This window comes from Planococcus sp. SSTMD024 (assembly GCF_041320495.1).
Taxonomy (GTDB): Bacteria; Bacillota; Bacilli; order Bacillales_A; family Planococcaceae; genus Planococcus.
On record NZ_JBGGNS010000019.1, the window covers coordinates 63,456 to 76,008 of the forward strand.

A 12,553-nucleotide genomic window follows, 5' to 3' on the forward strand; every position below is an offset into this window, starting at 1 on the left:
CATAAAAGGCCATCGAGGTTTCTCGACAGCCTGCATCGCTACTATTTTGTTACACCTTCCTGCAATACTTTATAAATCCGTCTCTTGTAGTCTAAAAATTCTTCTGTCAACGTGATGTCTTGTGCTCTCGGCCTCTCGAAACCCACTGTAAACTCAGCAACAACATGCGCAGGTTTTTCCGACAACACGAGGATGCGGTCTGCGAGAAACAGCGCTTCTTCTATATTATGGGTGACGAAGAGAATCGCGCGTTTATTGTGCTGCCAAATGTCAAGCAGCCATTTCTGCATTTCCGAACGGGTGAATTCGTCGAGAGCTGAAAACGGTTCGTCCAGCAAGATGAGCGGCTGCGGGCTCAACAGGCTGCGGATAAAGGCGGCGCGTTGTTTCATGCCGCCCGACAATTGGTGCGGATAGGATTGCTCGTATCCTGCGAGCCCTGCTTTCTCCATCATTTGCACTCCCGCTTGCTGATCTTTGTGTCCTGCCAGTTCAGCTCCCAACAAAACATTGTCCAGCACGGTGCGCCACGGGAGCAATGACGGGCTTTGCGGCATATAGCTGACAGAGCCTTTTTGGCCGTTGATGTTCTCGCCTCCCAACAGGATCGCTCCCGCATCCGGTTCGTAAAGCCCGCCGATCAAATGAAACAACGTGCTTTTGCCGCTGCCGGAAGGGCCGAGCACGGCGACAAATTCATCTTCTGCTATCTTCAATGAAAGCTCCTTTAGCACGTCGGTCCCGTCAAAGCTTTTCGATAAGTGCTCAATCGCCAATTCAGCCATTCGGATTCCCTCCCCCACTCGTTTTCCAGCGGATGACCCGCTTTTCGAGTAACACGATCGCCGCAAAAAACAGCATACTTAAACACATGATCAACAGGATCGCGACAAATACTTGCGTCGTCCGGAACGACGACGAGGCGAGCGTCATATAGACGCCGATGCCTTCCTGCGCACCAAGCCACTCCGATATGACGGCGCCCATGACGCTATAGGTCGCCGCGATTTTCAAGCCTGAGAAAATCGACGGCATCGCATGCGGCCATTCAAGCTTCCAAAAAATCTGGCGCCTATTGGCTCCTGCCATTTTCATATAGTGCAGCAATTCGCCGCTCGTTTGCCTGAATCCATCGAGCGCCGCGATGGTGATCGGGAAAAAGCATACGAGAATGATGATAATGAGTTTTGGCAGCCAGCCAAAGCCGAACCAAATGACCAACAGCGGCGCCAACACGATGATCGGAATGTTTTGCGATAATATCAGCAAAGGGTAAAAAGTCTCCCGCAGTTTCGGCACGAGATGAAGGAGCATCGCGACGCCGAGCCCGATCGCCGATCCGATGAAAAAGCCGAGAACCGATAAACGGATCGTCGCAATCAGATGCCCGCTGTAGTTTGGCCAACTATTTACCGCTTCCAGCCCGATTTGATAAGGGGTCGGCAATAGCCAGTCCGGCACTTCAAACAGCGGCACCAGCATTTGCCAGATAATCAATAAAAGGATGAGGACCAGAACCGGTCTCCATCCTTTTCGCACAAACATCACGGCCGGTATTTCTCCGTCAATTTATCCATCGACGCGCCGCTCGGCTGATACAGCACTTTGATTTGGGAGATAACGTTCGAACTGCCGCCTTCGATCATCGCCTCGTTCATTTCTTCGACGATTGAAAACAACTGCTCCAGATCCCCTTCCATCGTCGTCTCCAGTGGATTGACTTGGTATGGGACACCTGACTTCTCGATGACGGCGATTGCTTTGTCCACATATGGAATGACGTCTTCTCCGTTTTTCGTTTTCGGGATGATTTGAATACTTAGTAATGCATTGGCCATTAGTTTTCCTCCTCCGGTAAAAATTCATTGGTATATGCCTGCTCGACGTCCAGTTCTTCATCCAGCAAGCCATTGTCGAACATCCAGTCAGCGTAATCCGCCCACACTTGCTCTTGTTGTTCGCCGAATTTCACGGCATCGTCCTGATATTTCGGCGATAGCCATTCCTGGCTCGCTTTCACCAGTTCCGGGTCCAAATCCGGTACCGACTCGATCAGGATGTCCGCTGCTTGTTCCGGCTCATTGATGGCGAATTCGTAGCCTTGCGATACCGCTTTGGTGAATGCCCGAACCGTTTCCGGATCTTCTGCGATCATGTTTTCATTGGTCATCAGGATCGGGGTGTAATAGTCCAGTTGGTCCGAGTAGTCCGTCAAATACTGCATGTTCAATTCATCGCCGCGCAGCTCGGCTTCAATGCCTGTCCAGCCATAGTAAATCCACGCAAAATCGATGTCGCGCTCGACGGCCGTGAAGAAATCGCTATTGCCGATATTGACGATGTCGACATTTTCCACATCGGCCCCGTCTTGCTCCATGATGGACCCAAGCACCGCTTTTTCGACCGGAGCTCCCCAGCCGCCGTAGGTTTTCCCTTCGTAATCGCCAGGCGACTCGATGGCTTTGGCTTTCGGTGATGCGAATCCGGAGGTGTTGTGCTGGATAATCGCCGCGATCGAGACGATCGGGATGCCCTGCACTCTCGCTTCCGTCAAGCTTTCCTGTGCCCCGATGCCGAATTCCGCCTGGTTGGAGGCGACCAATTGATTGGCACCTGCTTCTCCCGGCAAGATGATTTCGACATCGAGCCCTTGCTCTTCAAAATAGCCCTTTTTCTGTGCCACATACAAGCCGGTGTGGTTGGTGTTCGGCGTCCAATCCAAGACCATCGTCACTTCTTGTAATTCCTGTTGCTCATTCGCCACATCGCTCCCCGGATTTTCCGCTTCTTCTGTGCATGCCGCCATCAGCAATACCGGTGCGATGGCAATCGTCCATTTTTTCATCTTGTTTCCCCCTCTGAATTAACTCATAAAAAATGATTACAGGAGCTGAATCAGGGGACATATCCAATTGGGGATACCAAAAAGCGCCCAAGGTTATGGAAACCTTGGGCGCATATCATCGCAGAATAGACCGATTTGAATATGTTCCCTCCGCTGGTATTAGCCAGTTCAGGTTCCAAGGGTCAATATCTCACGGATATTCTCTCAATCGGCAACACCGATTCCCCCACATGTGTTTTATGAAATTAGCATTTGTCTTTCAATGTCTATCTTGTCACAGTTGACAGATTAGTTCAAGCATTGTCTGAAATCTCGTTTGTATAAACAAGATTTCCTTACAGTTGGACAGCTTCACCGCTATAGACTTTGAGTTCCATCGGCGCGCTCATGAACCCGGCCGCTTTTTTGGAGAATGCCGTGAAATGCTCACTCGAGTTATGGGCTTCGATCGCCTGTGCATCTTTCCATACTTCAACCATCATGAAATGGCCTTCCTGCTCGACCGATTTCACCAAATCGTATTGAATATTGCCTGGTTCTTTACGCGATGCTTCAATCAGAATTTTGCTTTCGTTTAAAAAGGCTTGCTCTTGGTCCGGTTTCACTTGCAAATGCGCGTGGATAATCAACATTTCATTTCGCCATCCTTTTATTTATATTTATTAATATTCAATGATATTGTCTTGCATGCGCTGGAGCATGTCGCTAAGCGCATCCACTTCCTCAGACGTGAAATCGTGGAGCAATTGTTTGACGAAGCCCGTATTTTCATTCCGGTATTCGACAATGCGCTCGCGGCCTTCCTCGGTCAGGCTGACAAAGATTACGCGGTTATCCTCTGGATTTCTGCGCTTCGTAACCATGCCGCTCGCTTCCAGCTGCTTTAAATGGCGCGTAATCGCGGCGCCGTCGATATTGACTAACTTTTGAAGCGTCGACTGGTTGATTTCGTCCACTTTATACAGTTGGGACAATAATTCATAGCGCGACGCACTGATACCCGTGCAGCGCTCGAACTTCGGGCTGATTTGATTGGTCAGGCCCTTAAACTGGTGCAGCACTTGTTCCTGCTTTGAAAATGAACACGGCATTGAAAGACCTCCTAAATGATCGATGAAGTCAATTGATAGCTGTGCCCACTATTCATTGACCAGTCAAATATAATACATACATCCCGAATACTCAAGGTCGGCTGGCTTAGCTCCAGGTCGTGGTCGTCTCGACCGGCAAGCGGTACGACTGGAAGCCTTCGCTCGCGGCTTTGCCAATCGTGAGAAGCATGACTGGCACATAACGCTCTTTGTCCAGGCCGAACGTTTCAGCGATTTTTTCCTTGTCGTAGCCGCCGATCGGGTTGGTGTCGTAGCCGAATGCACGGGCAACGAGCATCAATTGCATGGATACAAGCCCTGAGTCCAATAGCACGATGTCTTTCATCTGCTCATTGGACATGCCTTCATACAAAGGTTTGAAGTAGCCGACTTGGAATTCTTTCACTTCTTCTGGCATATAACCGAGTTCTACGGCTTTTCCGTAAATCTCTTCTGCGTACTCGATGTTTTTGAGGTCGCCGAATACGGCGATGACAGCTGACGCACTCATTACTTTTTCCAAGTTGAAAGATGCCAGCGGCGCAAGCTTTTCTTTTCCTTCTGCGCTGTCGATAACAACAAAACGCCAAGGCTGCATATTGATGGAAGAAGGTGCTTTGGATGCCTGTTCCAGAATTTCGGTCATTTCCTCACGGCTGATTTTCACGGTTGGGTCGTATTGCTTGATGGAACGGCGCCCATTGACGATTTCATTGAAATCATTGGTTTTTTTGTTTTGTAATGTGTTCATCTTGATTGCTCCTTTTTCTATCCTAATGGTTTGGAGAGATATTAATTGACCCCTCATTAATTGATGCCTCACACAATATAAACCCGTTACAGGAAAAATGCAACCAGAAAGTTTCACAGCGGTTCGGAACAAAAAAAGAAAGGCTTCTGCAGCCTTTCATGCTTTTGCCTTTTGATAATCGCTTCGAATAATTGCCATGATGATTTCGTCTGAAAACGCCCCGTTGTAATGGAGCGCTTCCCGCAAGACCCCTTCTCTTTTGAAGCCGTTCTTTTCATAAGCGCGTATGCCCCGCTCATTATGGCTGAACACTTCCAATTGCAGGCGGTTGAGTTTCAACTCATCAAATACAAATTTCAGCACGAGCGCCATCGCTTCTGTTCCATATCCTTTGCCTGTCAATTGCATCGCATTCATGGTGATCCTGAACCCCGCACTCTGGTTGTCTAGATCAATATCCAACACTGACAGCTCACCGATCAATTGATCCATTGCGTTCAAGCAAATCGTGAAATCGTAGCGCGCTTCATCCTTCTGTATCTGTTCAATATGTTTTTGGATTTGCTCAAGCGAAAACCTGGCTTTTGTTCCGGTCATGTAGCGGATTTCTTCGTCTTTGGTATGATTCAAGAAAAGCGGTGCATCTTCTGCCACTACTGGCCTCAAGTATATCCGTTCAGTGATTAGTTTCATGGTTGCCCCCAATTTAATACACTTAATATCTCATACTTACTATAATAAGTTTTCACGGAAATTCAGAGCGTAATTGAACGATTTAACACTAATTACATTGGTTTCTTGTGCAATTTTATATACGGTACAGTAAAAGTAATCGAAGAAAGCAAAAGAAAATAAACGCCAAGGAACATAGGAATATATGTATAGGCATCAATCAAATTGCCCGATGTTCCCCAGGACGCAGCTCCATAAGGTCTTGATATTGCAATAGCAAAAGAGTCTCCGTTAAAAGCAACGATTAAGGAGATAAGTGCTGTACAGAAAAAGACGATCGATAGAGCAAATGATTTTAATAAACGAATAACCATAGTTGATTCTCCTTAAGTATTTTTATCAACCCACCTATAAAACCAAGACAAACGACATCATTGAAATCTCTAAGCCGATTTCAATACTGAAAGTAGAAGTAAACTATAGATATGCCATCAAAAAATGTAGGTATTTTCTTAAATTGAGCTCTATTCGTCAACAGCTGTATACATTATACTTTCCATGCTAATTTGATTTCCCTGATTTTATTTCATCAAATTCAGCCCATCCGATATACACTATGCCACTTATTAGTGAAACAATACTCAAGGTATGCAAAGAAGTGCCTGTGTAAGACAAAAGTATATCGAAGAACTCTGTATCCCACGATGTAGCGGCGCTTCCAAATATAGCAGCACTTATGTATTTTGCAGAAAACAACATTGCAGCAATAAAGATGAAAGTTGTTCCAGTTCCTCTCCGACTCAATCTAAATACCCCCTTATCTACTAAATTTTAGTATATATCCGTGTCCATTATATGTATATAAAAATTTTATTGATAACACGGATTCGATACATATTACAAAAACTATTAATCCAGGCGTCATCAAATTCACCACTCAAACCTACGAACATCAACAGGAAGTACTTTGTCTAGAAACGCTATTTGTTCTGCGTTTAACTCGTAACCGATCAATTCAACTCCATAATGTTCAGAAGAAAACACTGGCTCGCCTTGTCTTTCTAGAAATACAGAGAACCATTTCAGCCTGCCTCTTGCATCAAGAGAACGCGTAAGAATGAATTCTTTCGCTTTTTCATTTAATTGCCCACTTGCAATAAGCAACTGGCCATCATCATCACGTTCTGCATTCGGCAACTCATTTATAATATCTTCAAATTTTGCCGTTTCTCCTTTCCAACAATGGATTTCAAATGAATCTGCATACGCAAAGAAATGCTCGATCATCGGCATCCAAAACGAATAGTCTTCTGCGTAAGAAAATGTTTCAGGCGTATCCGCCATGCTTGTAAGTTCATAATGCATATTGTGTTTCATCTTCAGCCTCCTGGATTTAAGCCATTGGACTAGATTCTCTTTCTTCCCTGGAAATCCCTATCGTCTTATCAAATATAGTTTCAACTACGTCAGACTTCTGAATATTAAAAGGTTATTCATTATTTAGAGTCGAAGCAGTACAATAAAGAAAATCATCGCACGTTATTTATGGCATCTTGGATTTAACAAAACTTCTCCGTTTCACCAGACCATTTCATCTGACAGGAGGCTCAGGTCATGCTGTTGATACCGTTTTTGATCGGCATTGTATTTATCTTGATCCATTTCTTTGCGAGCGTCCTGGTGCCTCGAGATAAATTGAAGCAAGTGAAATGGTTTTCGTTTTCAGGCGGGCTCGCTGTTTCGTATATTTTCATCTACCTGCTCCCGACTTTGCATAAGCAGCAAGCGGCGATCCAAGAGCCATACCGGCAGCTGACGATGGAGTCGGAAATCTATTTCGTCGGCCTCCTCGGTGTCGTCTTGTTCGTCGGCATCCAAATTGTCATCCAGCAGAATTATATTTCCCACACTTCCACTTTCTGGTCTGTCATCTTATTCTATGCATTCTATAATGCGCTCGTCTCCTATTCCGTGCTGTCATTTGAAGTATCGGCCGTTCAAGCCTTGTTCTACTGCGTCGCGATCGGGCCGCATTTTGTGGCGGTCGCCCATGATATGTGGCGGAAGTTTCCTGTGGAATACACCAAATACGGCCGTTATATACTGGGCATGGGCATTGTCGCCGGGTGGATCATCGCATTGACGACAGAACTGACGCCGCTTTTCAAATCGATTGTCTTCTCACTCGTTTCCGGCGCAATGATCTTCACGGTGTTCAAGCACGAACTGCCGAGCGAAAAGGACACGCATTTTCCGACGTTTCTTATTTCCGTCGCCATTTACTCTGCGATTACGATTTCATTGAAGTTTTTGTTCGAATGGTAGACGCCAAAACAAGCCCGGCGCAGTTATGAACTGCGCCGGGCTTGTTTATTTTCGCTTCTCTTCTCTTTCTTCTTCTTCATAAACCGGAAATTCGGGATCTTCAATAATTCGATAGGTCCCTTCCAGCATATTGATTTCCAGTGCATCAAATTCAATTCGAATCGATTCCGGCTCTTTGCCTTCCACCATTCTGCTGACGTGGCCAAAGGGGTAAAAGGTCAATGAGGTGGCCAGAGGGTCCAGCCCTCTCATTGTGGCGGTCCAAGAAAAATCTTCCCGAGTCCGGGCACCTCCATAGGTTGTTCCACCATTATAAGGGACTAGGTAGACATTCCCCAAATCATCCGCAGCCATCAGCTCGACTTCCACAGCTTCCCATACTTCCAGTAAAGCCGGATCTACCAATTGCTGATAGGCGACGTTCACGGCAACGTCCGTAAACGTCACTTCAGTAAAGTGAACAGAGACGCCGCCCTCTGAATTGATTTCGTCCAGCATAATCGGATCTGTTTTCAACTGATCGACCGCGAACTCGAATTTCCAATCGCCTTCTATCTCTCCCGCATCCGTATATAGGCTCCCGGGTTCCCAAATCACGTTGACTTGAGCCGCTTCTTCATCAAGATGCGGAATGGTATTGATGCCAATCAATGAACCTTCCGCCAATTTCCAATCCATTGAGCCTGCAGGACCTTCTCCTTCGAGCAATTGCGGAAAACCTGTTAGGTGGGCAGAGTCATCTAATTCTCTAGTTGAAGTTACCGTGTAAGTGAAGGTGACATTTGTTCCGTCATATACAGCTTTGTCTATGGAAATGGTCACGCCATTGCTGGATTGGGTTAGTTTCACGTCATCACTGAAGCGTTCGTATTGGATGAGCCCCTCTTCTTCTTCAGCGAAAATGGAAAAGACATTTCCAATGACGGGCACTTGTGCCATATAATTTGCAAGAACTGGAGACGCAGAAAGAGTTGCCGTAAACAAACCGATAAATAGCACCGCTGCAGCGATGGTTGGTATGAGCCATTTTTTCCGTTTGTTCTTTTTAGGCTTTGAAGTTTCATAAAAGGCATCATCAATGATGGACTCCAAGTGGTCTTCCGGCACTTTTATATCTTGCATAGCATTTTTAATTAAAATCTCTTTGTCGTTCATCTGCATACACCCCTTTCAAGTCTTTTTTCAACATCGCCAATCCGCGGTGAAGGGTTGTCTTCACTGTACCTTCAGGACATTCCATCACGGTGGCGATCTGCTTTACTGTAAAATCTTGATAATACCTCAACATCAACGCTGTCTTAAATTTTTCAGGCAGCGAATCCAAGGCACTCGACACATCCAATCGTTCGGCCACATCGGCGGTTGCACTATCTTCTAAATTCCGATCCTCCACTTCATCCATGTAGACCAACTTTTTATTGTTCTTTAAAAACGCCAGCGCTTTGTTTATGCAAATGCGTACCAGCCAAGTGGAAAAATAATGCGGTTCTTTTACTTGATGCACCGATTCGATGGCTTGAAGTACGGTTTGTTGAAATATTTCGAGAGCATCGTCTTCATTTTTCACATATGTATAAGCCATTCTATATAATTTTTCTTTTTCGGATTTCAATAATTGCTGAAGGGCGATTCGGTCTCCTTGAATCGCCGCAGAAATTATTTCTTCGTCATGCTGCATCTGCCTCATCCTCCCTTTGTCTATTAGAGATTCCAGCACTTCAAAACGTTTCATTATTTTACTTTTTTGTAAAACTTGGTAATCCCTATTAAACTATAGCTTTTGAAATTCGCAACTACAATCCCATTGCCAATAGCCAACAATAAGAAAGAGCGCTGCAGTTTCGCAGCGCTCTTTCTTATTAAAACTATCGATTTCTTGTGGAAAGAAGCAGCAAGATTCGTATAGAGCCTTATCGCAATTCAGCGTAACCTGAACGGGAGGTGGTTGTTATGTATCGACGTGTACTGAAAAACAAAAACATTTTATGTTACTTGGCTGGAGCTGGCCTATCTCAGCTCGGCAATGTGTTGGCTGGCCTGGCCTTTCTATTTTTTTCTTATGACCTGACAGGGTCCGCTGCGTTGACGACGATCATCGCGATTTCACAAGCAATGCCGTACTTGCTTTTCGGCTTGATTGGCGGAGCGTTTGCGGACCGTGTGGAGAAAAAACGGATGCTCGTAGCGATCGACCTTCTGCGAATTCCACTCATCCTGTCATTGGTCGTTTTGTACCAATTGGACATGCTGGCGTTTTGGCATTTGCTGGCGGCCGCTTTTACGGTTCAAAGCCTGGGCTGTTTTTATAATCCCGCCTACCGGGCCGTCTTGCCGCTCATCACGCCTGTCGACCAACAAACGACGGTCAATAGCCTGCTCGATACGGTTACAAGAGGCGTTCAAGTTGTCACGCCGCTTTTTGCGATTGCCTTGTTGAATGCCGGGCATGCCATCCATTTTTACACGATGGACGCCCTGACTTATCTCGCGAGCGCAATTCTTATCTTGAAAATTCACTGGGTGGAGCCAATGGGCGAAGAGGATGTAAATAGCGCACAAAGAGATGGGCTCTTTCGTTCGATTTCGGTTTTCCACTGGTGGGCAAAACGAGAAGGGACGGTCAAACATCTGTTCATCGCGACGTTTTGGATGGTCTTTCTCAATACCTGGGTTTGGCAAGTCGGCTTATTGCTGCTGCTCATTGATCGATTTCCAGGGAGCGGCCAGGAAGTTTACAGCCTGTTGTTGGGCTGGTATGGATTCGGCGTGATTTTGACCAATATCGCCATCCCGTTTTTCTGGAAAAGCTTGAACTTCTCGCTATATTTATGGGGCTCGATCGTTTGGGGACTCGGCCTTGTGGTACTTGGGTTTTCGAATTACCTGCCGTTTTATTTTGCGGGGGTATTCATTGCAGCGGCCGGATTGCCGCTATCCAGCTTAGCCAGGGTATATTTGATTCAAACCCTTGTGCCCGGGAACATGCTCGGCCGTGCTTTCAGCTTTAACGCGGTGCTCTTGTACGGCTCCAATGTCTTGTCGCTGGCGATCTTTGGGGCCCTTGCTTCAGCTATCGGCATCCAAAGGCTGTTTATAGTGTGCGGCAGCCTGATGGTGATAACGGCCTTATTTTACTTCGTTCGAACTGCATTGGCGGAACATGCGCGGCGAAAAGCCGTAAAGGCGCTTGAATAATTGATTAAACGATCCGATAGAGGAAAATCCACTAGTATAGGCGATATCCGTGACGGATCGGTTTGTTTGTATCAATAGTTCCTGGGCCCTTACGAGACGGTACAGCTGCAGCCAGGAATACGGGGAAACGCCGATTTTCTCTTTGAATAGATGCGCCAATTGAAACTTGCTGATGCCCAAAATTGCCGCCATTTCATCCAATGTCCACGCATGCTGATAATCATTTTTTAACGCTGCCATCACTTGAACAAGCGCAGGCTGGACCGTTCGAAATGGATCAGTAGCCATATCGGCTGTATGTGTCCCGATCGCGGTCTTCGTGAGCAATAAACCCAATTGGGCAAAGCTGTGCTCCAAGAAAATTTCAGAAGAACCATTTCCGCTCTCCATTTCCAGCATCACGAACTGCTGTACGAAATGAACCCATTGTTCGATGAGGGGATTTTTCTGAGGAGTTTGCGCAAAATGCAGTTCCCTGCCGTTCCCGGTAATCGCCATTGCTGCTTCCTTAAGAAACGAGCCATCCAGTTCAACCAAAAACTTGTGGTCGTCTACTGCAAGCTGACGGTGCCCATCATGCGGATTGAACACGATAAACTCTTGGTCCGCTATAGTTAAATCGTTGCGGCTGCTTTGGTAATGCATCGAGCCTTTGAACGAAAACATGAACTTGAAACACGGATCGTCGCGCCACAGGCTTTCTGACTTTTTCAGGTCAGTCGATAACAACAAACACTCGGAAGCTTCCATGATGATGGCCATCCATTTCACCCTTTCTGTCTTGAGAGTTACCTAATTCGAATAAGGAGTGAGTCACTTGCAACATGCACTTGTGATTGGCGGCACCGTAATGCTCGCCAAAGCCGCGCTATGGTTATCGAGAAAAGGCTGCAAAGTTTCTGTAATTGGGCGCAACGAGCAAAACATGCAACAGCTACTCAATCAAAATCCCGATCAATTAACGCCTGTCTTCGTCGACTACACAAATACGAAAGCATTTACTGCTTAACTTATTAAAATTCAGCAACAGGGGCCGATTCAGTTGATTGTTGCCTGGATCCATGCATCTGGAAGTGATGTAATCCCTTGGTTAATCGAGCTCCTCCCCGCTTCCATTCCTTGTAAACTAGTCCATGTCAATGGAAGCAGTTCAAGGCCAACTCACTTCCAAGAAAACCATGACATCCCCCGCCCTATAAGCTATCATCAAGTGCAGCTCGGGTTCGAAATCGAAAAGGTCGTGTCCCGCTGGTTGACCCATGACGAAATCTCAACTGGTGTCGTAAACGCCGTGCAAGACAACAAAAGCTATCATGTGATTGGGGCGATAAGCCCTTGGGAGCAGCGGCCATAAAACTGGATGCCCTCTGCAATGATTTTAGTTTCCATATTACTTAAAATGATACGGCAAATTTGGGAGTAAAGCTTTCGTCCATATGTCTGATTTTATAGTAGAGAAAAGTTGTCCTTTTCAAAAGCCAGTCAACGAGACAGCTAGTTTTTTTCCGGTCTTTTAATATGTATTTGGGCGGTGCTCCAAAAGCTTGTTCAGCCTTGAAATAGGCCAGTCAGTTTCCTTCGCGAATGTCTTTCATGTAAATTACCTGGCCTTATCGCCCCAATCGAATCGCCTTAATATAACCAATCGGCGCAGGCAAAAAAAACAGGCATCCA

At 46.1% G+C, this 12,553-nt stretch carries 16 protein-coding genes and 1 riboswitch; of the genes, 3 read left to right on the top strand and 13 right to left on the bottom strand.

Going from position 1 to position 12,553, the window contains the following annotated elements; genetic code table 11:
- Positions 1-41: 41 nt before the first annotated feature.
- The 10 genes from AB9R92_RS04145 to AB9R92_RS04190 all read right to left on the bottom strand — a co-directional run bounded on the left by AB9R92_RS04145 (position 42) and on the right by AB9R92_RS04190 (position 6,736).
- Entirely contained in the window at positions 42-785 is a 744-nt protein-coding gene (locus tag AB9R92_RS04145) for an ABC transporter ATP-binding protein (RefSeq protein WP_370668246.1), read from the bottom strand.
- Entirely contained in the window at positions 778-1,545 is a 768-nt protein-coding gene (locus tag AB9R92_RS04150; RefSeq protein ID WP_370668509.1) for an ABC transporter permease, read from the bottom strand. Before AB9R92_RS04150 ends, AB9R92_RS04145 begins: the two co-directional genes overlap by 8 nt.
- Positions 1,545-1,838 (bottom strand): thiamine-binding protein, encoded by a 294-nt coding sequence (locus AB9R92_RS04155; RefSeq protein WP_370668247.1) that lies wholly within the window; start codon positions 1,836-1,838, stop codon positions 1,545-1,547. Before AB9R92_RS04155 ends, AB9R92_RS04150 begins: the two co-directional genes overlap by 1 nt.
- A complete protein-coding gene (locus AB9R92_RS04160) occupies positions 1,838-2,845 on the bottom strand; it encodes an ABC transporter substrate-binding protein (protein ID WP_370668248.1) in 1,008 nt (335 codons plus the stop codon). The genes AB9R92_RS04155 and AB9R92_RS04160 overlap by 1 nt, the downstream gene beginning before the upstream one ends.
- A gap of 128 nt (positions 2,846-2,973) precedes the next feature.
- Positions 2,974-3,083, bottom strand: a riboswitch (TPP riboswitch).
- Positions 3,084-3,180: 97 nt separating this feature from the next.
- Positions 3,181-3,477 (bottom strand): putative quinol monooxygenase, encoded by a 297-nt coding sequence (locus AB9R92_RS04165; protein WP_370668249.1) that lies wholly within the window; start codon positions 3,475-3,477, stop codon positions 3,181-3,183.
- 30 nt (positions 3,478-3,507) lie between these two features.
- Positions 3,508-3,936, bottom strand: coding sequence for a MarR family winged helix-turn-helix transcriptional regulator (locus tag AB9R92_RS04170; RefSeq protein WP_370668250.1), 429 nt, complete (start codon positions 3,934-3,936; stop codon positions 3,508-3,510).
- Between the two features lie 106 nt (positions 3,937-4,042).
- Positions 4,043-4,687, bottom strand: a complete 645-nt coding sequence (locus tag AB9R92_RS04175) for a nitroreductase family protein (RefSeq protein ID WP_370668251.1) — start codon at positions 4,685-4,687, stop codon at positions 4,043-4,045.
- A gap of 156 nt (positions 4,688-4,843) precedes the next feature.
- A complete protein-coding gene (locus AB9R92_RS04180; protein ID WP_370668252.1) occupies positions 4,844-5,380 on the bottom strand; it encodes a GNAT family N-acetyltransferase in 537 nt (178 codons plus the stop codon).
- A gap of 92 nt (positions 5,381-5,472) precedes the next feature.
- Positions 5,473-5,733, bottom strand: a complete 261-nt coding sequence (locus tag AB9R92_RS04185) for a hypothetical protein (RefSeq protein WP_370668253.1) — start codon at positions 5,731-5,733, stop codon at positions 5,473-5,475.
- Between the two features lie 556 nt (positions 5,734-6,289).
- Positions 6,290-6,736, bottom strand: coding sequence for a hypothetical protein (locus tag AB9R92_RS04190; RefSeq protein WP_370668254.1), 447 nt, complete (start codon positions 6,734-6,736; stop codon positions 6,290-6,292).
- A gap of 237 nt (positions 6,737-6,973) precedes the next feature.
- Here AB9R92_RS04190 and AB9R92_RS04195 point away from each other — a divergent pair, with 237 nt between their 5' ends.
- Complete coding sequence (locus AB9R92_RS04195) at positions 6,974-7,684, top strand: hypothetical protein (RefSeq protein ID WP_370668255.1); 711 nt, start codon at positions 6,974-6,976, stop codon at positions 7,682-7,684.
- 45 nt (positions 7,685-7,729) lie between these two features.
- On the opposite strand, the gene AB9R92_RS04200 is transcribed toward AB9R92_RS04195, so the two are convergent.
- On the bottom strand, positions 7,730-8,839 hold the full coding sequence (locus AB9R92_RS04200; RefSeq protein ID WP_370668256.1) for a DUF4179 domain-containing protein: 1,110 nt from the start codon (positions 8,837-8,839) through the stop codon (positions 7,730-7,732).
- On the bottom strand, positions 8,814-9,362 hold the full coding sequence (locus AB9R92_RS04205) for a sigma-70 family RNA polymerase sigma factor (protein ID WP_370668257.1): 549 nt from the start codon (positions 9,360-9,362) through the stop codon (positions 8,814-8,816). The genes AB9R92_RS04200 and AB9R92_RS04205 overlap by 26 nt, the downstream gene beginning before the upstream one ends.
- A 272-nt stretch (positions 9,363-9,634) precedes the next feature.
- On the opposite strand from AB9R92_RS04205, the gene AB9R92_RS04210 reads away from it, so the two are divergent.
- Entirely contained in the window at positions 9,635-10,879 is a 1,245-nt protein-coding gene (locus AB9R92_RS04210) for an MFS transporter (RefSeq protein ID WP_370668258.1), read from the top strand.
- On the opposite strand, the gene AB9R92_RS04215 is transcribed toward AB9R92_RS04210, so the two are convergent.
- On the bottom strand, positions 10,811-11,641 hold the full coding sequence (locus AB9R92_RS04215) for a helix-turn-helix domain-containing protein (RefSeq protein WP_370668259.1): 831 nt from the start codon (positions 11,639-11,641) through the stop codon (positions 10,811-10,813). The genes AB9R92_RS04210 and AB9R92_RS04215 overlap by 69 nt on opposite strands.
- Before the next feature lie 55 nt (positions 11,642-11,696).
- Between AB9R92_RS04215 and AB9R92_RS04220 the strand changes: the two genes are divergently transcribed.
- Positions 11,697-11,888 carry a Rossmann-fold NAD(P)-binding domain-containing protein gene (locus AB9R92_RS04220; protein ID WP_370668260.1) on the top strand — a complete coding sequence of 64 codons (192 nt, stop codon included), beginning with the start codon at positions 11,697-11,699 and terminating at the stop codon, positions 11,886-11,888.
- Positions 11,889-12,553: the final 665 nt, after the last annotated feature.

What these genes read in the sequence shown, in the direction of transcription:
- AB9R92_RS04145 (WP_370668246.1), bottom strand. Translation starts at nt 785, where the DNA reads ATGGCTGAATTGGCGATTGAGCACTTATCGAAAAGCTTTGACGGGACC.
- AB9R92_RS04150 (WP_370668509.1), bottom strand. Translation starts at nt 1,545, where the DNA reads ATGTTTGTGCGAAAAGGATGGAGACCGGTTCTGGTCCTCATCCTTTTA.
- AB9R92_RS04155 (WP_370668247.1), bottom strand. Translation starts at nt 1,838, where the DNA reads ATGGCCAATGCATTACTAAGTATTCAAATCATCCCGAAAACGAAAAAC.
- AB9R92_RS04160 (WP_370668248.1), bottom strand. Translation starts at nt 2,845, where the DNA reads ATGAAAAAATGGACGATTGCCATCGCACCGGTATTGCTGATGGCGGCA.
- AB9R92_RS04165 (WP_370668249.1), bottom strand. Translation starts at nt 3,477, where the DNA reads ATGTTGATTATCCACGCGCATTTGCAAGTGAAACCGGACCAAGAGCAA.
- AB9R92_RS04170 (WP_370668250.1), bottom strand. Translation starts at nt 3,936, where the DNA reads ATGCCGTGTTCATTTTCAAAGCAGGAACAAGTGCTGCACCAGTTTAAG.
- AB9R92_RS04175 (WP_370668251.1), bottom strand. Translation starts at nt 4,687, where the DNA reads ATGAACACATTACAAAACAAAAAAACCAATGATTTCAATGAAATCGTC.
- AB9R92_RS04180 (WP_370668252.1), bottom strand. Translation starts at nt 5,380, where the DNA reads ATGAAACTAATCACTGAACGGATATACTTGAGGCCAGTAGTGGCAGAA.
- AB9R92_RS04185 (WP_370668253.1), bottom strand. Translation starts at nt 5,733, where the DNA reads ATGGTTATTCGTTTATTAAAATCATTTGCTCTATCGATCGTCTTTTTC.
- AB9R92_RS04190 (WP_370668254.1), bottom strand. Translation starts at nt 6,736, where the DNA reads ATGAAACACAATATGCATTATGAACTTACAAGCATGGCGGATACGCCT.
- AB9R92_RS04195 (WP_370668255.1), top strand. Translation starts at nt 6,974, where the DNA reads ATGCTGTTGATACCGTTTTTGATCGGCATTGTATTTATCTTGATCCAT.
- AB9R92_RS04200 (WP_370668256.1), bottom strand. Translation starts at nt 8,839, where the DNA reads ATGAACGACAAAGAGATTTTAATTAAAAATGCTATGCAAGATATAAAA.
- AB9R92_RS04205 (WP_370668257.1), bottom strand. Translation starts at nt 9,362, where the DNA reads ATGCAGCATGACGAAGAAATAATTTCTGCGGCGATTCAAGGAGACCGA.
- AB9R92_RS04210 (WP_370668258.1), top strand. Translation starts at nt 9,635, where the DNA reads ATGTATCGACGTGTACTGAAAAACAAAAACATTTTATGTTACTTGGCT.
- AB9R92_RS04215 (WP_370668259.1), bottom strand. Translation starts at nt 11,641, where the DNA reads ATGGCCATCATCATGGAAGCTTCCGAGTGTTTGTTGTTATCGACTGAC.